Here is a 20929-nt window from a genome sequence, read left to right as displayed (position 1 = left end):
CCGATGACCCGCTGTTCCCTCCAGCGTCCTTAGCGGTCCGACGCCAGCAATTCGCGCAGAATTCCCGCCACATGCTGCACCGCCTGATCGCCGTCGCGCCGCTTGTGCCATGCCAGATGCAGCGGGAATCCGTCCACGGCGATCGGCGGTTCAAAGGCCGCGAGGCAGTCGCGTTCCCGCGGCATGCAGCGGCTGGGCAGCATCGCGATGAGGTCCGATCCCTCCAGAAGCTGCGGCACGATCGAAAAATTGGGCACGACGACAGCCACCCGCCGCGCAAGGTTGCGGGCGGCCAGCGCTTCGTCCAATGGCCCGGTCATGTGTCCGCGCCCGGAAACCAGCACATGTGGATAGGCGATCCAGCTTTCGAGGTCGAAACCCGGAGCCGCCGGATGGTCCCTGCGCATCGCGACCACATAGTGCTCCCGCAGCAATTCCTCGCGGCGGAGGGCCGCATCATGCGTGGTGAAGACCGAGGCCGCGAGGTCGATTGCGCCCTTGGCCAGCATGTCCAATGCCTGCTCCGCGCCGCGCCACGTTTCGACGACGAGATCGATCCCTGGCGCGCTTTCCCTCAGCCGCTCGTGCAGCGGCCCCACAACGAAGACGGCCGGATAGTCTGCCATGAGCACGCGCACGGTCTGGCGCAGTTCGCTCAGCGGAATCTGGGGCGGGGCGATCACCGCCTGGACTTCCGCGAGCAGGTTCTTCAGCGGTTCGCGCAGGCTTTCCGCCCTGGGCGTCAGCCGCATCCCTCCCTTCCCGCGCTCCAGAAGTGCGTCGCGAAAGAGATGCCGGCAGCGCTCGAGCGCGCTCGATGTGGCGGGCTGCGAGAGCCCCAGCCGATCTGCCGCACGCGAGACATGGGCTTCTTCCAGAAGCGCGTCGAGGACCACCAGCAGGTTGAGATCGATGGAACGTAAATTCATGAAATGGATAATGACATATATCGGATATTAATTGGAAGAATTCTTATAGCGCCTGCATCTTCCCTCCATCACCAAATGGAGGTTGCCATGACGAAGACGCTGATCCTGCTTTTTCACCATGATCTCTCACGCTCCCGCGCCAATGCGGCCCTCGCCGCCGCCGCCGGCTCGGTGCCCGGCACGGAGGTGGTCGATATGCAAGCGCTCTATCCGGCGGGCGAGATCGACGCTGGCCGCGAGGCGGCCCGCCTGCTCTCTGCCGACCGGCTGGTGCTGCAGTTCCCGCTGATGTGGTATTCGGCGCCGCCGCTTCTGAAGGCGTGGCAAAACGCGGTGCTCACCCGCATGTATTATATCGCCTACGAGGCGGAAGGCCGGAAATTCGAAGGTACACCGCTCAAGCTTGCGGTTACTGCGGGCAATGTGCCGGAAGCCTATTCACCGTCGGGCATCAACCTGTTCCCGTTGGATGAGATCCTGAAGCCGCTGCGCTCGATGGCGAGCCGCTATGCGCTCCCCTGGTCAGATCCCTTCCTGCTCTACCGGGCGGACAAGCTTTCCGACGGAGCACGGGAAGAAGCCGCTCATCGTTACGTTGCCGAATTGCGCGGATGGATCGCCGAAATCACGCCCGCCGAGGCGCCCGCCCGATCCCGGCAACTCGTCCCGGTGCAGGGGTGATCGTGATGTCCCTCCCTCAGGAAAGCCCCGCCGGCGACCGCTCCCATCGCATTGCGCCACGCCATTTCGCCCATGCGGCCCGGCTCGTGCCGGTTCTCCTCTTCGCTCAGTTCTTCACGGCTGGTCTCTCCCTGTTCCAGGACGCCGCGTTCTGGGAGTGGCACGCCGTTCTGGGCGCGCTGGCCGCCGTGCCGATCCTGGCACTGTTCATCTCGACGCTGATCGTGCGCAGCGTCCGGCCGCTGCGCTGGTGGGTGGGATGCCTTGTGCTGCTCTATCTCCTGCAGATCGTCTACATCGTCGCCGGTCAGAATTCCGGCTCCGGCGTCCTGCAGGCGATGCATCCTTTCAACGGGAGTCTGCTGCTTGCCGCCGCGCTCGTCATCGTCGCCAAGGTCGAGCGCAGTCATAAGGGATGATGCGAGAGGGGGCTTCGCGCTTTGCGGCGCTTCGTGCTAGCGGTTCATGGCCGGAGTGAAACGGGAGAGGGCGGTGAGGGAGCTTCTTTTGCTGCGCCACGCGAAGTCGAGCTGGGAGGATCCCGCGCTCGAGGATTTCGACCGCCCGCTGGCCGAGCGTGGAGAAAGGGCCGCGCCGAGGATGGGTCGTGAGATCGCGGCGCGCGGCTGGGTGCCCGACCGGGCCCTCGTCTCCTCCGCCTTGCGCACCCGCCAGACCTGGCGGCTGGTCGGGGCGGAATTGGGCGAAGCCGCTCCCGTCGCGGATTACGATTATTCTCTCTATATGGCCTCCGCGGACGTGATCCTGAAAGCCATCAGGACCGTTCCCGAGAATGTCCAGCGTCTCCTCGTCCTCGGCCACAATCCCGGCCTGGAGGAGTTCGCGCGGATGCTGGCCGGCCCGGGCTCAAAGCGGCCGGCCCTGAGGCGGATCGAGGAGAAATTCCCCACCGCCGCGCTGGCACGGTTCGAGTTCGAAGGGCCCTGGCCGGCCCTCGGCTCCGGAGGCGCCCGGCTCACCCACTTCCTGCGGCCGAGGGATTTCGCCTCCTGACAGCCTCCTGTCAGCAACGTCGCGGCGGAAGGTCCGGGGCGACGCGCCGCCTCTTCCCATTTGCGCGGTGAGCCTCCATATTCGGCGCCATGGCCAATTCCTCAGACAAGAAGCACGGCGGCTTCGCGGAGCAGCCCCAGCCTCCGCTTTCCGGCACGCCGCTCTCCGGCTCCATCTCCGATTGGGCCGCAGAGCTCACGCGCGAGGCCGAGAAGCCGGCGAAACCCAGGAAGAAGATCCCCGAGCGCTCCGCCGCTCCGGGCAAGACCGCGCGCGGCACCTCCATGGGCGGCGCTGCAACCGCCAAGGAACGCGCGGCCGCGGGGCTCATGCCTGTCGCCGGTCTCGACATGACGTTGGAGGAGGCGGAGGGCCTCGCCCCCGGCGGGGTGACGGCAACCGTCGCAGCGCTGTCGAGGCTCATCGAAGGCGGCGACCCGAATCTCAAATCCGCCTGGGTGCCCCACCGTCCCGCCCGTCCGGAAAAATCCGAGGGCGGCATCCCGTTCCGCATGGCGTCGGAATTCCAGCCCGCGGGCGACCAGCCCACGGCCATCCGCGACCTCGTCGCCGGCGCCAACGAGAACGAGCGCACGCAGGTGCTCTTGGGCGTCACCGGCTCGGGCAAGACCTTCACCATGGCCAAGGTGATCGAGGAAACGCAGCGTCCGGCGCTCATCCTCGCCCCCAACAAGACGTTGGCCGCCCAGCTCTATGGCGAGTTCAAGTCCTTCTTCCCGGACAACGCGGTCGAGTATTTCGTCTCCTATTACGACTACTACCAGCCGGAGGCCTACGTCCCGCGCTCGGACACCTTCATCGAGAAGGAATCCTCCATCAACGAGCAGATCGACCGCATGCGCCACTCGGCCACCCGCGCCCTGCTCGAGCGCGACGACGTCATCATCGTCGCCTCCGTCTCCTGCATCTACGGTATCGGTTCTGTGGAAACCTATACCGCCATGACCTTCCAGATGTCGGTGGGCGACCGGCTTGATCAGCGCCAACTTCTCGCCGACCTCGTGGAGCAGCAGTACAAGCGCCGCGAGGCGGATTTCGTGCGCGGCTCCTTTCGCGTGCGCGGCGATACGATCGAGATCTTCCCCGCCCACCTGGAAGACCGCGCCTGGCGCATCTCGCTCTTCGGCGACGAGATCGAGACCATCACCGAGTTCGACCCGCTCACCGGCAAGAAGACCGACGATCTGAAGTCGGTGAAGATCTACGCCAACTCGCACTACGTCACCCCGCGCCCGACCCTCAACCAGGCCATCAGGCAGATCAAGCAAGAGCTGAAGCAGCGGCTGGTCGAGCTCGAAGCCGCCGGCCGCCTGCTCGAGGCCCAGCGCCTCGAACAGCGTTGCCGCTTCGATCTGGAGATGCTGGAGGCCACCGGCTCCTGCGCCGGCATCGAGAACTATTCACGCTATTTGACCGGCCGCGCCCCCGGCGAGCCGCCGCCCACGCTTTTCGAATACGTGCCGGACAACGCGCTGGTCTTCGTCGACGAATCCCACGTCACCATCCCGCAGATCGGCGGCATGTATCGTGGTGACTTCCGCCGCAAGGCCACGCTGGCCGAATACGGCTTCCGCCTGCCGTCCTGCATGGACAACCGGCCGCTGCGCTTCGAGGAATGGGACGCCATGCGCCCGCCCACCGTCTGCGTCTCCGCCACTCCTGGAAACTGGGAGATGGAGCAGTCCGGCGGCGTCTTCGCCGAGCAGGTCATCCGCCCGACCGGCCTCATCGACCCGCCGGTGGATATCCGCTCTGCCAAATCCCAGGTGGACGACGTGCTGGGGGAGATCCGCGAAACCACGCGCGCCGGGTACCGCACGCTGGTTACGGTGCTCACCAAGCGCATGGCCGAGGATCTCACGGAATACCTGCACGAGCAGGGCATCCGCGTGCGCTACATGCATTCCGACATCGACACGCTGGAGCGCATCGAGATCATCCGCGACCTCCGCCTCGGTGCCTTCGACGTGCTCGTCGGCATCAATCTGCTCCGCGAGGGCCTCGACATCCCCGAATGCGGCCTCGTCGCCATCCTCGACGCCGACAAGGAAGGCTTCCTGCGCTCCGAAACCTCGCTCATCCAGACCATCGGCCGTGCCGCGCGCAACGTGGACGGCCGCGTCATTCTCTATGCCGACAACGTCACCGGCTCCATGGACCGCGCCATCGCGGAGACCAACCGCCGCCGCGAAAAGCAGCTCGAGTTCAATACCGCGAACGGCATCACCCCGGAATCCATCAAGAAGAACATCGGTGACATCCTCGGCTCCGTCTACGAGCGCGACCATGTGCGCGCCGAGGTCAGGGGCGCCAAGGGCGAGGATTTGAACAATCTCGTCGGCAACAATCTCGCCGCCCACCTCGAGCACCTCGAAAAGGCCATGCGCGACGCGGCCGCCGACCTCGATTTCGAGGAGGCCGCCCGCCTGCGCGACGAGATCAAGCGCCTCAAGGAAACCGAGCTGGCCGTCATGGACGATCCGCTCGCCCGCGACGCCGGCGTGGAGAACACCCAGAAGAGCAGGCGCGACAGGGCGAAGGGAAGGCCCCCTCGACAAGCTCAGGGGGAGGGGCACGGTTCGAGCGGCGGCGCCAAGGAGCGCGACGCCTCCGGCCAGCCCCTCTTCCGCAAGCCCCACCTCGACGACATGGGCACTTCGGGCGCGCATGCGGTTCCCGCCGGCAAAACGCTCTTCCGCAAGAACACGCTCGACGAGATGACCGTCGGCCGCACGGAAAAGCCCGTTGGCAAGGCGCCGCCGGTTCGCCCCCATCCCGACCCTGTCGAGGGACCGGGCGAACCGAGGCGCGGCAAGATTGGCGCTGGCTCCTACGAAGAGCCGGTTGACGAGCGCCGGCGCAAGCGCCGCCCGGCAAAGACGGGCCGGCCGGGGCGGTAGCGCGACCTTCCTCTAAAGATCGAGCGGGGCGTTGGGGATCGGAAGATTGCCCGTGTTCTTCAGGACCAGCGGCGAATCCAGCCCGTCGATACGGACCACGACAAGACGCAGCTCCCACACGCCGCCGGTGCGCAGGGCCTGCGAAATGACCCTTCCGGAGCCCTTGCTGCCGGTGATGGGGATGCTGAGAGCCGCCGCGCCGCCGCCGTCCGCCTGCATATTGATGCCGCCGCTCACCCAGAAGGCCGGTTCGATACCGTCACCGAGCATCGCCTTCACCCCGGCATCGTCGCGCACGGTCTCCATCGTCATCCGATAAGCCACACTGTTCTTCAGCGCCAGCGGAAAGCTCATCACTGCGAAGGCGCAAAGCCCGATCACGGCGATCCAGGCGATCAGCCCCGCAATCGCCCATTTGCGCTGCACGCGGCGGAAGTGCTCCGCGTCGCGCCAGACACGGTTGCGCCAGGCCCAGCGGCTGCCCTGCGCGCCGAGGACGAAGATCATGACGATGTTGACCAGCGGCACGAACATCAGGAGTGCGATGAAGACGCTGTTGCCGATGCCCCAGATCCAGTTGAGCAGGAAGGCGCCCCAGTTCCAGCGGTCGAGCTCGGCGGGAATTTCGGCCGGTTCGTTGAGCGGCTGGCTGGCCATGCAATGGGTCCTGGTCTTCGTGGCTGGCGGGGCGTTCCGTCCGCGGTATTCATCGTGGCCGAACGGCACGCTGTCAATGCGTGGCGGGGAGCCGTCCCGCCCGCTGGGGGAGGCGGGCCGCGCGCCGGCATGTGCGACGGCGCCCATCGGCCCGGAGGTGGAGGAAGGCAGTCGCCGGACCTGCAGCGCGGGACAAAGACATTATTTTCAGCGGCGTCTTGTTTCCGACATCTCCGACGCCTATGTTCCTACATATCGATCTTGCTTGTCGAACTTTGTTTCTGGCGCAAACACGCCGTACGCGATCTTCCTCTTCAAAATCGATCTGAACCGCTCGCCAGCCTCGGGCGTGGTGAGCAATCTTCTGTGACCGATTGAAAGGAAATCGTCATGAGCACTGGAACAGTAAAGTTCTTCAATTCAACCAAGGGCTTCGGCTTCATCGCCCCCGATGATGGTGGTGCGGATGTTTTCGTCCACATCTCCGCCGTCGAGCGCTCCGGCATGCAAACCATCGCGGAAGGTCAAAAGCTCAGCTTTGACGTCGTGAGGGACAACCGGAACGGCAAGAATGCCGCCGAGAACCTGCAGGTTGCGTAGGTTTCATCTTCTGTCCGTGACCACGGATGTACTGGCACGGATTGCGGAGATGAAGAAGAGAGGTCGGGCTCGCGCCCGGCCTTTTGCTTCTTGAGAACGGAAGGATGAGACAGCATGAGCGACGTCATCACCCAGCATAACCTGTTCCGGCCCACGCGGTCGAAGGCCGAGACCAAGGCCGATATCACGGACAACACCGCCCGGGCCATCATCGACGCCGAGGCGGCGAGCCGCGAGGCCAAGACCGCACGGCTTCGCAAGGCACGGCTGGAGCAAGAAGAGAGGGCGGCTGCGGTCCCGGCTCCGGCCAAGCAGCGCCGAACGAAGACCGCAGCTCCACGGCGCGCCCGGTCTTCGACCTAGCAAGATCAAGCCGCCTCCGACCCCTGTCCGGACTGCATCAACTTACGATCGCCGCATTTTGAGTCGCAACTCTCCCGGTCGGAATCATCGAGGAGCGACACAGTGCAGGCAATCGCAGCGATCGTCATTGCCTCATTGACGGCAGGAGTGGCGCATGCGGAAGGCCGCATGGCGCAGGTGAACGAGGTTCCGGCGCAGGCGGGGCCGCCGGCAGGTTACGATCCCGTGGCCGCCTTGTCCGAAAAACATATCGACACCGGCCCGCTCGTCCTTCACCTGAAGGAGCGGTATGCCGACCGTCTGGCGGGGATGTATTTCGAGCGCGAGCGCAACAGGATCGTGGTGCGGCTGACCGGCCATGCGGCAGTGGCTCCGGAAACGCACCAAATCAGCGGCGAGCGCATCGAAGTCGTGTTCGAGCCGGGCGCGCTGCATACATTCACTGAACTGATGGCGGTGATGGAGGGCGGCCGCGCGACCATCGAGCGGACGCTGCCGACGGCCCACGGCCGCTACGTGGATGAGAGAACCGGCGAGATCGTCATCGGCGTCGAGCCGGACGACATGGCCGGCCTCGCCGCCGGCGAAGCGCTGGCGGAAGCCCTGGGGGCTCCGGTCCGGATCGAAGCCGAGGAGCCGATGGTCCTCCAACCTGCCATCCTCGACATAGGCGGGACTGGCGCGGACTAGGTCCCCACCGGGTCGAAGGTGACGACGGGCTCCGCATCCATTCCTGCTCCTCTTCGAACGGATTCGACGCCGGGCTGGTTAGGCAGCGTGCCGTCGGCCGTCATATGGGCAAGCGGGCGCTGGACCGGGCAGAGGAACCCTGATCTATCCGCCCCGCGGCCGGGCACCGTCTGTCGTCGCGAACGGCGCCCGAACCGACCGCTTGCGCGCGAAGGACCCCCGGCAGGCTCAGGCGGTGTTTGCGTGCCTGCCCACGTCGTCACTCGGCGGCTTGGATGCTGATCTCGATGTGCAGATCGTAGTCTTTTCCCCTCTGTCGCCATCGCTCCAGGATGGTCTTTCTCAGATGTTGGGCTCGAGCGCGAGCATGTTTGGTGTCGCTGCCGCGGTAGAGGATGAGCACCTCCCGACGTTTCTTGCGTAATTCCGGGAAAAGTGGCTCCAACTCGCCCATCGCCTTGGCGGTGAGGTCGGCACGGCCCGCCTTGAAATCCTCGTCCCTCGCAGTGACGACAAGGCGGTCGAGCGAAATTCCAAAGTCGATCTGAGTCGATTCGCCTGCCGCCACCCGTACCAGGTGTGGGTTTCGGGACCTCAATTTGTAGCCACGGGGCAGTGTGCGGATGTCCAGGTTGAGGAGCAGCTCGGATTCACCTCGCCGGCTCGGGATGGCGGCGCAAGTCACCTGATAGCGACCATTCTTGCTGGTCGTAACCTGGTGGCCGCTGCCCGTAACGATGCGCACGCCCCTCACGCCGGATTCTCCTTTCTCCCGAACGCCGTTCTGGTTGAGGTCGTCGAAAACGGCGCCGGTAAGCGAGGCGCATTCGGCCAGATGGATATTGTCGTTAAAAGCCGCAAACAGGATGATTGGCCACGCCATAGCGAGTGCCATTGCTTCACCTTTCGTATGTGGTGTTTCCTCTGCTGTGACAGACAACCTCTGGTCGAGAGTGGTTGTGTGCCCTGGAAACGCGTCGACAACGGAAGAACACGCCCGATATTGGGGCGTGTTCTCCGGTCAGTGCTTGGAGCCGGGCTTGTTCGCTTCCAACTGGTCGAAGATGGACAGGCGTATTTCTCTTACGGTGTTCGCCGCTTCGATCAGCACGTCCTTTTCATCCTTCCCATGATGCTCTTTGGCTACGATTTGCAGCCCGTCTGCCGCTGCTTTCAGAGCCGTAAGGGTGACCAGTCTCAGGTCGGAATTTGTGGCGCTGAGTCTCGCCAGCAACTCGACGAGAATGGCAAGCGAAGCCATGCTCGACACTTCCGGACGGATAGCGTCGTCGATATTGCGTTTCATTGCAGAGGAACCGTTTGAATAACCGATTGCCGCCTGGGCGGCGCTTCAGGAATTCAGATCAGTTGCAAGGGAGGGGGGACAGGCGGCGCATGAGTATACGCCTTGCCGGCTTTGGAATAGATGAAACGGACCACCTGCAGTGGTGCAGGATGCACTGCATAGACCGCGGCGCATAAACCGATAAAGGCATGACAGTGGGCATTCTTGCCGTGGTCATGATCTTCTTTGTGGGAAGTGGTGTGTTCGTCGTGCTGAGCCGCGCCCGCATGGTCATGGCCAGCTCCGTGATCCTCGTGAGCATGAACGTGGCCCGGGGGGGCTGGGTCGAAACGCGGGGCAGTCTGGCCGACGTGGCTCTGAAGAAATGCGAACACAAAGAGAATAGCGACAGCCAGATCCGATACAATCCTTTTGCGCGACGTTCTGGCTCGTTGGGATTGCACGATTTTCAGGTGCCCGAGATTTGGATGAGTGATTCGCGCAAGTATATCAAGGAGAGGAGCGTGCTGTATTCGAAAAAACCATCATTTTGTGAAATGGCTTCCAGGCACGCGGCCATGTCCTTCAGGCCGGCCCACATGCCGGCGCACTGATCTTAACAGTTGCTGGGAATGCCGGACCCAAATGACGAGGGTTGCGGCCTGTTGCGCCAAGGTGACGGAGGGCTAGGCGTTCAATCTCGATCGTCCTCGAAGGGATCGCGTGCCGGGCTGGTCGGCAGCGTGCCGTCCGCCATCCTCTTCCTGTGGTGGGCGAGCGAGCACTGAATCGAGCAGAGCACGCCGTGACCCGACCAATAGGCCGGACCGTGGTCCATTCGACCCTTGTGGTAGGCGAAATCGGGCGTGCCCAAGGCCTTGCCGCATTCCACGCATTTGAACTTCTCCGGCCGCGCGAGCATGGCGTCTCCTTCACCACTCCTTCTAACGCCGGAGCGGCAGGCGCTCAACAACGTCGTGATTGACGTTTACGTAAAGAGAAGAAATATTGTTTTCCTGAATGCTGGCCGAAGGGCACCTTCGCCGCTAGCTTGTCGACAAGCCGGACATGGAGGAGCGAAGAGATGTATCGCGCGCCCGTCGATGACATCGCCCGAACCCTGAATGCGATTGGGCTGAAGGACATTCTGGACAAAGGGCTCGTGGAAGGCCTCACGCCCGACCTCGTGGAGGCGATTCTGGCGGAAGCGGGCCGCTTTGCCGGCGAGGAGATCGCGCCGCTCGCCCGCACCGGCGACGAACAGGGCGCACGGGTGCAGGACGGCGATGTCACGACCCCGCAGGGCTGGCCGGAGCTTTACCGCAGGTGGTGCGAGGCTGGGTGGAACGCGCTTGCCGCGCCGGCCGAATGGGGCGGGCAGGGCCTGCCCATGATGCTCTCGGTCGCAGCACTCGAAATGTGGAATTCCGCCTCCATGGCCTTCGCGCTGGGGCCGACGCTTACCATGGGCGCCATCGAGGCGCTGGAGCGGCATGCGACGGACGCGCTGAAACAGGCGTATATGGAAAAGCTCGTCTCGGGCGAGTGGATGGCCACGATGAACCTCACCGAACCGCAGGCGGGGTCCGATCTGGGCGCGCTCCGCACGCGGGCCGAGCGTACGGAGAACGGCACCTACCGCATTTTCGGCCAGAAGATCTTCATCACCTTCGGCGAGCACGATTTCACGGACAACATCGTGCATCTGGTGCTGGCCCGTCTGCCGGACGCACCGGCGGGAACCAAGGGCATCTCCCTTTTCCTGGTGCCGAAATTCCTCGTGAACGAGGATGGCAGCCTTGGCGCGCGCAACGACGTCTTCTGCGCCTCCATCGAACACAAGCTCGGCCTCCATGCCTCGCCCACCTGCACCATGATCTATGGCGACGGGAAGTTCGGTGATACGCCGGGGGCGATCGGCTGGCTGGTGGGCGAGGAGAACCGGGGGCTTGCCTGCATGTTCACCATGATGAACAACGCCCGGCTCGCCGTCGGCATGCAGGGCGTGGCGGTGGCGGAAGCAGCCTGCCAGAAGGCGCTTGCCTATGCGAGGGAGCGCCGACAGGGCCGGGCGCCGGGATGGAGCGGAGAGGGCATGAGCCCCATCGTCGCGCATCCGGATGTGAAGCGCATGCTGCTCACGATGAGGTCGATGACGGAGATGGCGCGTGCCATCGCCTATTCCTGCGCCCACGCGGTGGATATGGCCCGTTTCGGCGAAGCGGATGGCCGAGCGCACTGGCAGCAGCGCGCCAACCTGCTCACGCCGCTTGCAAAGGCCTTCCCGACCGATATCGGGGTCGAGGTCGCCTCGCTCGGCGTCCAGGTCCATGGCGGCATGGGCTTCATCGAGGAGACGGGCGCGGCCGTCCTCTATCGCGATGCGCGCATCGCCCCCATTTATGAAGGCACGAACGGTATCCAGGCGATCGACCTCGTCACGCGAAAGCTGCCCCAGTCCGGCGGCGAGCATGTTCGCGGCTACATCGCGGAACTGCGCCGGGCCGCGGAGACGGTGCGCGGCGCGAACATGCCGGAGCTCGGCGGCGCGGGATCCCGCCTCGCCGCCGCCCTCGACGACCTGGATGAGGCGACGCAGCACCTGCTGCGCCTGTTGGACGGCGGGGAAACCGAGGCCGCACTCTGCGGTGCCACGCCTTACCTGCGGCTTTTCGCGTTGGCGGCCGGCGGCGTGATGGTCGCGCGCGTGGCAGTCTCCGCAGCCGATGCGAAGCTGGCACGGCTTTGCCGCTTCATCGCGGAAAACCAGCTGGCCGAGACGGCGGCGCTCAAATGGTCAGTTGTTGATGGATCGGAAGGCCTGCTTGCCGCTGCCGGCAGCCTGGAGGAGGTATGATGAGCGAGCATGTCCTGGTCGAGCGCCGGGAGGCGGTCCAGATCATCCGGATGAACCGGCCGGAGAAGAAGAACGCCATCACGAGCGCCATGTATTCCCGTATGGCCGAGGCTCTTGCCGAAGGGGACGACGATCCGGCGGTGCGCTGCCACGTGTTCCTCGGCGTGCCCGGTGCCTTCTCGGCGGGCAATGATCTCGCCGATTTCCTGGCCGTCGCCACGGGAGGGGGAGCCGATCTGGGCGCCTTCGAGTTCTTGGTGGCGCTTGCGGGGAGCCGCAAACCCGTCCTGTCCGGCGTGGACGGCATCGCGGTCGGCATCGGCACGACCCTGAATCTCCACTGCGATCTCACCTTCGCGACGCCCGAGACGATCTTCAGGACGCCCTTCGTGGATCTGGGGCTCGTGCCCGAGGCGGCGTCCAGCCTTCTCGTGCCGCGCATTCTCGGCCATCAGCGCGCCTTCGCGCTGCTCGGCCTTGGCGAGGGGCTGAGTGCCTATGACGCGCTCGCCGCCGGCCTGATCCACCGCATCGTGCCCGCGCCGGAGCTGGAGGAAGCCGTGCTGGTCGAGGCGGACGCCGTCGCAGCCAGGGCGCCGGAAGCGCTGATGATCACGCGGGATCTCCTGCGCGGTTCGCGCGAGGAGATCTTCGCCCGCATCCGCGAGGAGGCGGAGCATTTCCGCGACCGGCTCCAGTCGGACGAGGCGAGGGCGGCGCTCATGGCGTTCATGGAGCGGAGGAGTGGGTAACGGCGGTCGTTTCGAACTCGGTCGAGTTGATCAATGTTGACCGCTCCGCCAGCTTCCGTCATCGAGGCGGCTTTCCCAAGTTCGTCAGTGCTCAGGTCGGTTTCCAGGCTCCTGCTCGATGATGCGCAGCTTTCCCACGGTCAGCCGGTCTACGTGAAGCGAGCGGATGCGTGCCTTTCCGATCGCAAGCCGGCCGATCGCGAAGGCTCCGATGGCAAGCGCTCCCGTCGCGAGCGCACCGATCGCCATCGCCCGCAGGGCGGTCGCTTTTGGGGGACTGGTGCGGGGAACGAGCATTTCCGGTCTCCGTTTGGCTCTCCAACACCCTTTGCGGCATCGTGTTCCCGATTCCTACGGGTAAAGCCGCGTCTTTAGCCAGCTTCCATCACCCTCCCGCGTGAAGATGATCCGGTCATGCAGCCGGAAGGGGCGATCGTGCCAGAACTCGATGCTCATCGGCTTGATGCGGAAGCCCGACCAGTAATCCGGCCTTGGAATCTCCCCCACGGCAAACTTGGCCGTGTATTCCGCGACCGCCTTCTCCAGGGCAAAGCGGTTCTCGAGCGGTCGCGACTGTTTCGAGGCCCAGGCGCCGATGCGGCTGCCGCGCGGGCGCGAAACGTAGTAGGCGTCCGCCTCTTCGCCGGTCACCTTTTCCACAGGGCCGCGCACCCGCACCTGCCGGCGCAGGCTTTTCCAGTGAAAACACATGGCCGCCTTCATGGAGGACAGGATTTCCTGTCCCTTCGTGCTCTCGAAATTGGTATAGAAGACGAATCCTCGCTCATCGAAGCCCTTGAGCAGGACCATGCGTATGTTCGGCATTCCGTCCGGATCCACCGTTGCGAGCGCTGTCGCGTTCGGGTCGTTGGGTTCGGAGCGTTCCGCGTCCTGGAGCCATTTCGCGAACAGGCGGAAAGGTTCCCCTGCTTCCGTAAAGTCGACCTGTTTTAAGTCATTTTTCATAATCATGCGGCTCACTTCGTTTCATTGGGAGATTGCCGATTGTCTGGAACGACGCAAGAGGCAGAAACCGGCAGACGTTTGGCTCTGCGCGCCCTCGGAAGGGCCGCGGCTCTTTTCATCATATCCGTTTCTATGCAGGCTTGCGTCATTGGCGGCAAGAAGGCCTCGCTTGACACCGTGCTGACCACCGGTTCGGTGACGGAGCCGGCTCGTGTCTTCCCGGACAAGGGACTGGCAGCGGACGGCCGCGCGATCCTCTCCGCTCTCTCGTCGAGCCCCGACGAGACAGCCGGCCTGTCCTGGGAGAACCCGGAAAGCGGCGCCCGCGGCCTCATCACCGCCTATAGCGCGCGTGAGGAGGAGAGCGGTGACTGCCTGGCCTTCATGACGACGCGAGAAAGTTTCGACGGTGTCGGTCTGTACGAGGGCAAGGCGTGCAAGGATGCCGCCGGCGTCCTGCGCATGCGCGCCTTCGAGCAGCAGTAGGGCCGGCACTCCACTGGAATTCGCCTGCCCCAATGCGCATATTAGCGGGCGGAAGCGGAATCCATCGGCATAACAACCCGTTGCGGCGCAGTCCCGCCGCCATTGGGCAAGGCAGATATGAAAGACCCTTATGAAGTGCTCGGCGTCTCCAAGAGCGCGTCGGCAAAAGACATAAAGGCGGCTTTCCGCCGCCTGGCGAAGAAGTACCATCCCGACCAGCGGCCGGACGATCCGCAGGCGAAGGAGCGTTTTGCCGAGGTCAACCAGGCCTACGAGATCCTGGGTGACGAGAAGAAGCGCAGCGCTTTCGACAGCGGCGAGATCGACGCCGCCGGCAAGCCGCGCTTCCAAGGCTTCGAAACGGCCGAGGGCGACCCGTTCGCCGGGTTCCGCCGCGCGGGCGGCGGCCCGGGGCGCACCCATTTCGAGTTCCGCACGAGCGGTGCCGGCGGTGATGCCGGCGACATCTTCAGCGAGATCTTCGGCCAGGCCTTCCGCGGCGCGCAGGGCACGCGCAGCGCGCGTCCCGAGGGGTTGGGCGACATCAACGCAACGCTCGACGTGAGCGTGGAGGACATCGCCACGGAAGCCAAGGTGAACGCGGTCTTTCCGGACGGCCGGCGCATCGCCGTGAAGCTGCCGCGCTATGTCGAGGATGGCCAGACGATCCGGCTCAGGCGGCAGGGCGCCGAGACGTCCTTCGGCGAACGCGGTGACGCGCTGGTGACGTTGCGCCTGCGCCCGCATCCGCTCTACAGGGTGGAGGGCCGCGATCTTCATGTCGACCTGCCGGTGAGCCTGCGCGACGCGGTTCTGGGCGCCAAAGTGGCCGTGGAAACGCCGACCGGCCGGCTGGCGGTCAAGGTGCCCGCCTGGTCGAGTTCCGACCGGACCTTGCGTCTCAAGGGGCGCGGCCTGCCGCTGAAGAGTGGCGGCAACGGCGATCTGTATGCCCATGTGCGCATCATGCTGCCCCAGGGCGGTGACCCGGCACTGGAAGCCCTCTTCCGCAAGGCAGAGGCCTGACGCCGGGATCACGCCTGCGGAATGCGGCTGACGACAACTTTGCCTTGCACATCTCGCCGGCGGGCTTCCCCGGCCCCGCGCTTGATGCCATGCTGCCGCTGTGCGATACGGCGTCCGCCGCAATTGAGTTCGGAGAATCGACATGGCAGGTGGCAATGGCCTGATGGCCGGCAAGCGGGGGCTCGTTCTGGGGGTTGCCAACAACCGCTCGATCGCCTGGGGTATCTGCAAGGCGTGCGCCATGGAGGGGGCCGAACTCGCGCTCACCTATCAAGGCGACGCGCTGAGGAAGCGGGTCGAACCACTTGCGGCCGAACTCGGTGCGATTGTGGTGGGCCATTGCGACGTCACCGACCCGGATTCGGTCGACGCCGTCTTTTCCGAGGTGGAGAAACGCTGGGGCAAGCTCGATTTCGTCGTCCATGCCATCGCCTTTTCCGACAAGGACGAGCTGACCGGCCGCTATGTCGAGACCACGCGCGAGAACTTCCTGCGCACGATGGATATCTCCGTCTATTCGCTGACGGCGGTCGCCAAGCGTGCCGAGGCGCTGATGAGCGAGGGCGGTTCCATCCTGACACTCACTTATTACGGTGCCGAGAAGGTGATGCCCCATTACAATGCGATGGGCGTGGCCAAGGCCGCACTGGAAGCCAGTGTGCGCTATCTCGCCGTCGATCTCGGCGGCGGCAACATCCGCGTCAATGCCATCTCGGCCGGCCCGATCAAGACGCTTGCCGCTTCCGGCATCGGCGATTTCCGCTACATCCTGCGCTGGAACGAATACAACTCGCCGCTGAAGCGCGTGGTGACGATCGAGGAGGTGGGCGACACGGCCGTCTATCTCCTGTCGCACCTCTCGCGCGCCGTCACCGGCGAGGTGCTGCATGTCGATTCGGGCTATCACGTGGTCGGCATGAAGGCCGTGGACGCGCCCGACATCTCCGTGGTCGGCGAGTGATCAACTGATTCTGTCGGGGGCAGCCGCCCCGTCGCGAGGGCAATCGTGTTTCCGCTCCTTTACATCGTGCGCCACGGCGAGACCGACTGGAACGCGGAAGCACGCCTCCAGGGGCAGGCGGACACCGACATCAACGAGCGCGGGCGCGCGCAGGCGGACCGCAACGGGAAGCGGCTTTCCGAACTTGTCGCGGATCCTTCCTCGTTCGATTTCGTGGCCAGCCCGCTCCGCCGCACCTGCGAGACCATGGAGCGCGTGCGCATCCAGCTTGGCCTCCCGCCTGCCGGTTTCCGCACGGATCCGCGCCTGAAAGAGGTGCATTTCGGCGGCTGGCAGGGCTTCACTTATATGGAGCTCGAGGCGCGCTCGCCGGGCTGCACCGGGGAGCGTGCCCGGCGCAAGTGGCACTTCCTGCCGCCCGGTCCGGGTGCTGAGAGCTACGAGACGCTGGCGTTGCGCGTGCGGTCGTGGCTCGACGATCTCGACAGGCCTACGATCTGCGTCACGCATGGCGGGGTCATCCGCACCGTCTTCCATTGGATCGAGGGAATGCCGGGCGAGGATGCGGCAAGCCTCGATATCCCGCAGGACCGGATCCTGCGGGTCGAGGATGGCAAGCTGGAGTGGCTGTAGCCGCCTTTGCGGGGAGGCTGGCTATTCCGGCAGGAACATGTCGGTGATCTGCCGCTCGCCCTTGTCGTTCTCCTGGTAGGCGAGGACGACCTGCACTCCGTCGCTGATGGCGCTCATATCGATCTCCGCCGGCAGCTTGTAGGTGGAGCCGTCGTCGAGGGTGATCGTCATCGCCTGCGGATCGACTTCGGTGATCTTGCCTTCCGTATCGGCGGCAAGGGCTGGGGCGGCAAGGAGCCCGAGAACAAGCGCGGCAACTGCGATTCGCATCATCGATACCTCATTCAATATGTTCGAGCGGGATCGGCACAACTAGCAAAAGTACACGTCGCAAATGTGTCCAAACTGGCGCAAGCCGCGGTTTGACCGCATCCGCAAAGCGAAATAGAAGCATGGCGGCCCCCATAAGGGGAAGGAAGCTTAAATGTCGCACAACACGTTCGGTCATCTTTTCCGCGTCACGACCTGGGGCGAGAGCCACGGGCCCGCGATCGGCTGTGTCGTGGATGGCTGTCCGCCGGGGATTCGCTTCACGCGCGCGGAGATCCAGGCCGAACTCGACCGGCGCAGGCCGGGCCAGTCGCGCTTCGTCACCCAGCGCCGCGAGCCGGACGAGGTGAAGATCCTCTCCGGCGTCATGGAGGAGGGAGACGGCCTGGTGACGACCGGCACGCCGGTCTCCATGATGATCGAGAATGTCGACCAGCGCTCGAAGGACTACGGGGACATCGCCGAGCGCTATCGTCCCGGCCATGCCGACTACACCTATGAAATGAAATACGGCCTGCGGGATTACCGCGGCGGCGGCCGGTCTTCAGCCCGCGAGACGGCCATGCGCGTGGCGGCCGGCGCACTCGCCCGCAAGGTCCTGCCCGATGTGGTGATTCGCGGCGCGCTCGTCGCCATGGGCGAGAAGCGGATCGACCGCGCCAACTGGGATTGGGACTTCGTGAAGGATCCCGAGAACCCGTTCTTCACCCCCGATCCGGCATCGGTGCCCGTCTTCGCCGAATATCTAGACGGCATCCGCAAGGCCGGCTCCTCCGTGGGCGCGGTCATCGAGGTGGTCGCGGAAGGCGTTCCGGCCGGTCTCGGCGCGCCGATCTACGGAAAGCTCGACCAGGATATCTGCGCCTATCTCATGTCCATCAACGCGGTGAAGGGCGTGGAGGTCGGCAACGGCTTCGAGGCCGCCCGGATCCGGGGCGAGGAGAACGCCGACGAGATGCGCGCCGGCAATGACGGCAGGCCGCGCTTCCTCTCCAACAACGCAGGCGGAATCCTCGGCGGCATTTCGACGGGGCAGCCGATCGTCGCGCGCTTCGCCGTGAAGCCGACCTCCTCGATCCTGACACCGCGCCGGTCGGTGGACCGCGGCGGCGCGGAAGTCGACGTGGTGACGAAGGGCAGGCACGACCCCTGCGTCGGCATCCGCGCGGTGCCCATCGGAGAAGCGATGGTGGCGTGCGCGATAGCGGATCATTATTTGAGGCATCGGGGGCAGACGGGGAGAGGGTGAATGATGAAGAGCGAATAGTGAGTAGCGAATAGGGGAAAGTTCAACTCCGGCTTTTTCAAATAGCTGCTTCTTTGTTCCATTCACCATTCACCATTCACCACTCGCTTTTCGCTTTTCGCTTAAGAGGTCGATCTACATGCCCTACGATCAGAGACAAGTCGTCGAGGCCCTGCGCGCGTTCGAACGCGGCGAGATCGTCGTCGTCATGGACGATGACGGCCGCGAGAACGAGGGCGACCTGATCGTCGCCGCCGTGCATTGCACGCCGGAGAAGATGGCCTTCATCGTGCGGCATACATCCGGCATCGTCTGCGCGCCCATGCCGCGGGACGAGGCGCGCAGGCTCAACCTCGCGCCGATGGTGGCCGAGAACGATGCGCCGCATCAGACCGCGTTTACGGTCAGCGTGGACTTCAGGCACGGCACGACCACCGGCATTTCCGCCGACGACCGTACGCTCACCGTGCGCAATCTCGCCAATCCCAATGTCGGCAGCGCCGATTTCGTTCGGCCGGGCCACGTCTTCCCCCTCGTGGCGCGCGAGGGCGGCGTGCTCATGCGCTCCGGCCACACGGAGGCGGCGGTGGACCTCTGCAAGCTTGCCGGCCTGCCGCCGGTGGGGGTGATCTGCGAACTGGTGAACGACGACGGCAGCGTGATGCGCGGCCCGCAGGTGACCGCCTTTGCCGAGAAGCACGGGCTGAAGCAGGTGTCGGTGGCCGATCTCATCGCCTATCGCCAGCGCCAGGAAACCCTGGTGGAGCGGATCGCGACGTTCCCGGTGACGACCCCGGTCGGGCCGGCGACGGCCCATGCCTACACGCTTCCCTGGGAGGTCATGCAGCACCTCGCCGTCGTCTTCGGCGATATCCGCGACGGCCAGGAGGTGCCGGTGCGGCTTCATACGGAAAACGTGGTGGAGGATGTCTTCGGCACGGAAGGGCGGCTGCAGAAGGTGATGGAGCGCATGGGCGGGCGCGGCGTGCTGGTCTATCTGCGCGAGGGGTCGGTGGGCGTCGCCCATCAGCAGCGCCGCCGCGTGGGCGGCGAGGAGCACGACGAGGCGGTGAGGCGCGAAAGCGAATGGCGCGAGATCGGTCTCGGCGCGCAGATCCTGAAGGATCTCGGCATCGCCTCGATCCGGCTCATCGCCTCCCGTGAGCGCCACTATGTCGGCCTCGAGGGCTTCGGGATCGAGATCGCCTCGACGGAGATCCTGTAGAAAACCCACCCGCGGTTGCGGGTGGGCTCGCGTCATCGCTGTAGCTGGCCGGCCCAATCTTCAGGCCGCGGCGGCCTCGGGAATTGCTTCGGGCGCCGGCCGCCCGAGGATGCGCTGGCCCAGGAGGGCTGTCGCAAAGGCGATCCCGCCGGCCGCGACGGACACCCAGAAGCCGCTCTGCGCGCCGAAGGCATCGATCACATAACCGGAGATGAACGAGCCGACGGCCATGCCGATGAAGATGCCGGTCATCGCCCAGGTGATGCCTTCGGTAAGCTGGGAGGAGGGCACCAGCCGCTCGATCAGCCCGAAGGCGGTGATGAAGGTGGGCGAGATCGAGGCCCCGGCCAGGAACAGCATCAGCGCCAGCAGGGGAATGCCGTTCACCCACAGAAGTGGCAGGGTGGTGAGCATGGCCACCGCGTTGGCGATGAGGAACTGCCGGCCGAGCGATGCCTTGAGCGTCAGCGTGCCGAACACGAGGCCGACCACCAGCGAGCCGCCGGCATAACCGGCCAGCACGAAGCTTGCCGCGCCTTTCTGGCCGAGTTCTTCCGAAAAAGCGATCACCGTCACCTCGGCGGTGCCGAAGATCGTGCCGACCGCGATGAGCGTGAAGGTGAGGATCTGAACGGCGGGAACGCCGAGTGCCGACCGGCTGGCTTTCGCCTCCGTGGCGGGTTGGACGGGCGGTTCGGTGGACTTCTGCGCCACGAACAACGCGGTGCCCACCGCCAGGAACAGCGTCGCCGCCAAAGGCCCGGCTTCGGGGAAGAGACTGACGCTGAGGCCGATCGCCAGCACCGAGCCGGCCATATAGACGACCTCGTCGAGCACGGATTCGAAGGCGAAGGCCGTGTGAAGCTTCGGCGTGCCGTGATAGAGCCCGGTCCACCGCGCCCGCACCATGGCCGGCATGCTCGGCATAGCGCCGGCGAGGAAGGCGGAGAGGAACAACGTCCAGTAAGGCCACCTGAAATGGGTGGCGAGCAGCAGCGCGGTGAAGGCAGCGACCGAAATGGCCGTTGCCGGCGTCAGGATCCGGCTCTGCCCGTAACGGTCGACGAGCCGCGAAATCTGCGGCGCGGCAAAGGCGTTTGTAAGCGCGAAGGTGGCGGAGACCGCACCGGCCAGCCAGTATTCACCGTGGCTTTGGGAAAGCATCGTCACGATGCCCATGGTGGCCATGGCGACGGGCAGACGCGCCAGAAAGCCGGCGGCGGCGAAGCCCTTCGCCCCCGGCGCCTGGAAGATTGCACCATACGGATTCGGCATGGGATGGAGTCCTTCTTCATACGGGACGCCACTGACATACGAGGCGTATGTGGATGAAATAATTGCATACGCGACGTATGTCAACTAAATAT

General features: G+C 64.9%; 26 protein-coding genes. 17 read left to right on the top strand and 9 right to left on the bottom strand.

Translation table 11 applies throughout. From position 1 onward, the window contains the following. Positions 1 to 29: 29 nt before the first annotated feature. Complete coding sequence (locus tag PVE73_RS17415; RefSeq protein ID WP_277363451.1) at positions 30 to 929, bottom strand: LysR family transcriptional regulator; 900 nt, start codon at positions 927 to 929, stop codon at positions 30 to 32. 87 nt (positions 930 to 1016) lie between these two features. On the opposite strand from PVE73_RS17415, the gene PVE73_RS17410 reads away from it, so the two are divergent. From PVE73_RS17410 to uvrB, 4 genes are all read left to right on the top strand, one after another. Next, positions 1017 to 1610, top strand: coding sequence for an NAD(P)H-dependent oxidoreductase (locus PVE73_RS17410; protein ID WP_277363450.1), 594 nt, complete (start codon positions 1017 to 1019; stop codon positions 1608 to 1610). 5 nt (positions 1611 to 1615) lie between these two features. Beyond that, positions 1616 to 2029, top strand: coding sequence for a DUF6220 domain-containing protein (locus PVE73_RS17405; RefSeq protein ID WP_277363449.1), 414 nt, complete (start codon positions 1616 to 1618; stop codon positions 2027 to 2029). 73 nt (positions 2030 to 2102) lie between these two features. Next, entirely contained in the window at positions 2103 to 2624 is a 522-nt protein-coding gene (locus PVE73_RS17400) for a histidine phosphatase family protein (RefSeq protein WP_277363448.1), read from the top strand. A gap of 89 nt (positions 2625 to 2713) precedes the next feature. After that, the gene (uvrB, locus tag PVE73_RS17395) at positions 2714 to 5545 is read left to right on the top strand and encodes an excinuclease ABC subunit UvrB (RefSeq protein ID WP_277363447.1); all 2832 of its coding nucleotides are present in this window, start codon (positions 2714 to 2716) and stop codon (positions 5543 to 5545) included. Positions 5546 to 5557: 12 nt separating this feature from the next. Here uvrB and PVE73_RS17390 read toward each other — a convergent pair whose 3' ends face one another. Beyond that, on the bottom strand, positions 5558 to 6202 hold the full coding sequence (locus PVE73_RS17390) for a cytochrome c oxidase assembly factor Coa1 family protein (protein WP_277363446.1): 645 nt from the start codon (positions 6200 to 6202) through the stop codon (positions 5558 to 5560). Here PVE73_RS17390 and PVE73_RS17385 point away from each other — a divergent pair. The 4 genes from PVE73_RS17385 to PVE73_RS17370 all read left to right on the top strand — a co-directional run bounded on the left by PVE73_RS17385 (position 6183) and on the right by PVE73_RS17370 (position 7855). Continuing rightward, positions 6183 to 6572 (top strand): hypothetical protein, encoded by a 390-nt coding sequence (locus tag PVE73_RS17385; RefSeq protein WP_277363445.1) that lies wholly within the window; start codon positions 6183 to 6185, stop codon positions 6570 to 6572. The two genes, PVE73_RS17390 and PVE73_RS17385, sit on opposite strands and share 20 nt — an antisense overlap. Before the next feature lie 20 nt (positions 6573 to 6592). Then, the gene (locus PVE73_RS17380; RefSeq protein ID WP_277363444.1) at positions 6593 to 6802 is read left to right on the top strand and encodes a cold-shock protein; all 210 of its coding nucleotides are present in this window, start codon (positions 6593 to 6595) and stop codon (positions 6800 to 6802) included. Positions 6803 to 6916: 114 nt separating this feature from the next. Next, a complete protein-coding gene (locus PVE73_RS17375; RefSeq protein ID WP_277363443.1) occupies positions 6917 to 7165 on the top strand; it encodes a hypothetical protein in 249 nt (82 codons plus the stop codon). Between the two features lie 102 nt (positions 7166 to 7267). Continuing rightward, positions 7268 to 7855: a hypothetical protein gene (locus PVE73_RS17370; RefSeq protein WP_277363442.1), complete on the top strand. Its 588-nt coding sequence runs from the start codon at positions 7268 to 7270 to the stop codon at positions 7853 to 7855. 259 nt (positions 7856 to 8114) lie between these two features. Here the strand turns inward: PVE73_RS17370 and PVE73_RS17365 are convergent, their stop codons facing one another. Together PVE73_RS17365 and PVE73_RS17360 are read right to left on the bottom strand one after the other, a co-directional pair. Continuing rightward, a complete protein-coding gene (locus PVE73_RS17365; protein ID WP_277363441.1) occupies positions 8115 to 8750 on the bottom strand; it encodes a hypothetical protein in 636 nt (211 codons plus the stop codon). Positions 8751 to 8876: 126 nt separating this feature from the next. Then, positions 8877 to 9161, bottom strand: coding sequence for a hypothetical protein (locus PVE73_RS17360; protein ID WP_277363440.1), 285 nt, complete (start codon positions 9159 to 9161; stop codon positions 8877 to 8879). A gap of 188 nt (positions 9162 to 9349) precedes the next feature. Here PVE73_RS17360 and PVE73_RS17355 point away from each other — a divergent pair, with 188 nt between their 5' ends. Further along, positions 9350 to 9754, top strand: coding sequence for a hypothetical protein (locus tag PVE73_RS17355; RefSeq protein WP_277363439.1), 405 nt, complete (start codon positions 9350 to 9352; stop codon positions 9752 to 9754). A gap of 80 nt (positions 9755 to 9834) precedes the next feature. Here the strand turns inward: PVE73_RS17355 and PVE73_RS17350 are convergent, their stop codons facing one another. Further along, positions 9835 to 10062 carry a hypothetical protein gene (locus PVE73_RS17350; protein ID WP_277363438.1) on the bottom strand — a complete coding sequence of 76 codons (228 nt, stop codon included), beginning with the start codon at positions 10060 to 10062 and terminating at the stop codon, positions 9835 to 9837. Between the two features lie 162 nt (positions 10063 to 10224). Between PVE73_RS17350 and PVE73_RS17345 the strand changes: the two genes are divergently transcribed. Continuing rightward, on the top strand, positions 10225 to 11997 hold the full coding sequence (locus tag PVE73_RS17345; RefSeq protein ID WP_277363437.1) for an acyl-CoA dehydrogenase: 1773 nt from the start codon (positions 10225 to 10227) through the stop codon (positions 11995 to 11997). Next, positions 11997 to 12749: a crotonase/enoyl-CoA hydratase family protein gene (locus PVE73_RS17340; protein ID WP_277363436.1), complete on the top strand. Its 753-nt coding sequence runs from the start codon at positions 11997 to 11999 to the stop codon at positions 12747 to 12749. Before PVE73_RS17345 ends, PVE73_RS17340 begins: the two co-directional genes overlap by 1 nt. Positions 12750 to 12833: 84 nt before the next feature. Here PVE73_RS17340 and PVE73_RS17335 read toward each other — a convergent pair whose 3' ends face one another. Together PVE73_RS17335 and pdxH are read right to left on the bottom strand one after the other, a co-directional pair. Next, complete coding sequence (locus PVE73_RS17335) at positions 12834 to 13046, bottom strand: hypothetical protein (protein WP_277363435.1); 213 nt, start codon at positions 13044 to 13046, stop codon at positions 12834 to 12836. Positions 13047 to 13100: 54 nt separating this feature from the next. Next, positions 13101 to 13715: a pyridoxamine 5'-phosphate oxidase gene (gene pdxH, locus PVE73_RS17330; protein ID WP_277367497.1), complete on the bottom strand. Its 615-nt coding sequence runs from the start codon at positions 13713 to 13715 to the stop codon at positions 13101 to 13103. A 39-nt stretch (positions 13716 to 13754) separates the two neighbouring features. Between pdxH and PVE73_RS17325 the strand changes: the two genes are divergently transcribed. The 4 genes from PVE73_RS17325 (at position 13755) to PVE73_RS17310 (ending at position 16821) form a co-directional block, all read left to right on the top strand. Beyond that, positions 13755 to 14201 carry an RT0821/Lpp0805 family surface protein gene (locus PVE73_RS17325; protein WP_277363434.1) on the top strand — a complete coding sequence of 149 codons (447 nt, stop codon included), beginning with the start codon at positions 13755 to 13757 and terminating at the stop codon, positions 14199 to 14201. Positions 14202 to 14318: 117 nt separating this feature from the next. Then, the gene (locus tag PVE73_RS17320) at positions 14319 to 15227 is read left to right on the top strand and encodes a J domain-containing protein (RefSeq protein ID WP_277363433.1); all 909 of its coding nucleotides are present in this window, start codon (positions 14319 to 14321) and stop codon (positions 15225 to 15227) included. 142 nt (positions 15228 to 15369) lie between these two features. Further along, positions 15370 to 16188, top strand: coding sequence for an enoyl-ACP reductase FabI (gene fabI, locus PVE73_RS17315; RefSeq protein ID WP_277363432.1), 819 nt, complete (start codon positions 15370 to 15372; stop codon positions 16186 to 16188). Positions 16189 to 16233: 45 nt separating this feature from the next. Continuing rightward, a complete protein-coding gene (locus PVE73_RS17310) occupies positions 16234 to 16821 on the top strand; it encodes a histidine phosphatase family protein (RefSeq protein WP_277363431.1) in 588 nt (195 codons plus the stop codon). A 21-nt stretch (positions 16822 to 16842) separates the two neighbouring features. Here the strand turns inward: PVE73_RS17310 and PVE73_RS17305 are convergent, their stop codons facing one another. Further along, the gene (locus PVE73_RS17305) at positions 16843 to 17094 is read right to left on the bottom strand and encodes a DUF1344 domain-containing protein (protein ID WP_346772373.1); all 252 of its coding nucleotides are present in this window, start codon (positions 17092 to 17094) and stop codon (positions 16843 to 16845) included. A 151-nt stretch (positions 17095 to 17245) separates the two neighbouring features. On the opposite strand from PVE73_RS17305, the gene aroC reads away from it, so the two are divergent. Further along, entirely contained in the window at positions 17246 to 18340 is a 1095-nt protein-coding gene (gene aroC, locus PVE73_RS17300; RefSeq protein ID WP_277363430.1) for a chorismate synthase, read from the top strand. Between the two features lie 136 nt (positions 18341 to 18476). Further along, complete coding sequence (ribB, locus tag PVE73_RS17295; RefSeq protein WP_277363429.1) at positions 18477 to 19562, top strand: 3,4-dihydroxy-2-butanone-4-phosphate synthase; 1086 nt, start codon at positions 18477 to 18479, stop codon at positions 19560 to 19562. A 60-nt stretch (positions 19563 to 19622) separates the two neighbouring features. Here the strand turns inward: ribB and PVE73_RS17290 are convergent, their stop codons facing one another. After that, complete coding sequence (locus tag PVE73_RS17290; RefSeq protein WP_277363428.1) at positions 19623 to 20837, bottom strand: MFS transporter; 1215 nt, start codon at positions 20835 to 20837, stop codon at positions 19623 to 19625. Positions 20838 to 20929 lie beyond the last annotated feature (92 nt).

The sequence above is a fragment of the Chelativorans sp. AA-79 genome (genome assembly GCF_029457495.1).
Taxonomy (GTDB): domain Bacteria; phylum Pseudomonadota; class Alphaproteobacteria; order Rhizobiales; family Rhizobiaceae; genus Chelativorans.
Note: the sequence above shows the minus strand (reverse complement) of the source record. Positions and strands in the feature narration are given on the sequence as shown.

What these genes read in the sequence shown, in the direction of transcription:
- PVE73_RS17415 (WP_277363451.1), bottom strand. Translation starts at nt 929, where the DNA reads ATGAATTTACGTTCCATCGATCTCAACCTGCTGGTGGTCCTCGACGCG.
- PVE73_RS17350 (WP_277363438.1), bottom strand. Translation starts at nt 10,062, where the DNA reads ATGCTCGCGCGGCCGGAGAAGTTCAAATGCGTGGAATGCGGCAAGGCC.
- PVE73_RS17405 (WP_277363449.1), top strand. Translation starts at nt 1,616, where the DNA reads ATGTCCCTCCCTCAGGAAAGCCCCGCCGGCGACCGCTCCCATCGCATT.
- uvrB (WP_277363447.1), top strand. Translation starts at nt 2,714, where the DNA reads ATGGCCAATTCCTCAGACAAGAAGCACGGCGGCTTCGCGGAGCAGCCC.
- PVE73_RS17365 (WP_277363441.1), bottom strand. Translation starts at nt 8,750, where the DNA reads ATGGCACTCGCTATGGCGTGGCCAATCATCCTGTTTGCGGCTTTTAAC.
- PVE73_RS17345 (WP_277363437.1), top strand. Translation starts at nt 10,225, where the DNA reads ATGTATCGCGCGCCCGTCGATGACATCGCCCGAACCCTGAATGCGATT.
- pdxH (WP_277367497.1), bottom strand. Translation starts at nt 13,715, where the DNA reads ATGAAAAATGACTTAAAACAGGTCGACTTTACGGAAGCAGGGGAACCT.
- aroC (WP_277363430.1), top strand. Translation starts at nt 17,246, where the DNA reads ATGTCGCACAACACGTTCGGTCATCTTTTCCGCGTCACGACCTGGGGC.
- PVE73_RS17305 (WP_346772373.1), bottom strand. Translation starts at nt 17,094, where the DNA reads ATGATGCGAATCGCAGTTGCCGCGCTTGTTCTCGGGCTCCTTGCCGCC.
- fabI (WP_277363432.1), top strand. Translation starts at nt 15,370, where the DNA reads ATGGCAGGTGGCAATGGCCTGATGGCCGGCAAGCGGGGGCTCGTTCTG.
- PVE73_RS17340 (WP_277363436.1), top strand. Translation starts at nt 11,997, where the DNA reads ATGAGCGAGCATGTCCTGGTCGAGCGCCGGGAGGCGGTCCAGATCATC.
- PVE73_RS17355 (WP_277363439.1), top strand. Translation starts at nt 9,350, where the DNA reads ATGACAGTGGGCATTCTTGCCGTGGTCATGATCTTCTTTGTGGGAAGT.
- PVE73_RS17360 (WP_277363440.1), bottom strand. Translation starts at nt 9,161, where the DNA reads ATGAAACGCAATATCGACGACGCTATCCGTCCGGAAGTGTCGAGCATG.
- PVE73_RS17380 (WP_277363444.1), top strand. Translation starts at nt 6,593, where the DNA reads ATGAGCACTGGAACAGTAAAGTTCTTCAATTCAACCAAGGGCTTCGGC.
- PVE73_RS17290 (WP_277363428.1), bottom strand. Translation starts at nt 20,837, where the DNA reads ATGCCGAATCCGTATGGTGCAATCTTCCAGGCGCCGGGGGCGAAGGGC.
- PVE73_RS17320 (WP_277363433.1), top strand. Translation starts at nt 14,319, where the DNA reads ATGAAAGACCCTTATGAAGTGCTCGGCGTCTCCAAGAGCGCGTCGGCA.
- PVE73_RS17410 (WP_277363450.1), top strand. Translation starts at nt 1,017, where the DNA reads ATGACGAAGACGCTGATCCTGCTTTTTCACCATGATCTCTCACGCTCC.
- ribB (WP_277363429.1), top strand. Translation starts at nt 18,477, where the DNA reads ATGCCCTACGATCAGAGACAAGTCGTCGAGGCCCTGCGCGCGTTCGAA.
- PVE73_RS17335 (WP_277363435.1), bottom strand. Translation starts at nt 13,046, where the DNA reads ATGCTCGTTCCCCGCACCAGTCCCCCAAAAGCGACCGCCCTGCGGGCG.
- PVE73_RS17375 (WP_277363443.1), top strand. Translation starts at nt 6,917, where the DNA reads ATGAGCGACGTCATCACCCAGCATAACCTGTTCCGGCCCACGCGGTCG.
- PVE73_RS17390 (WP_277363446.1), bottom strand. Translation starts at nt 6,202, where the DNA reads ATGGCCAGCCAGCCGCTCAACGAACCGGCCGAAATTCCCGCCGAGCTC.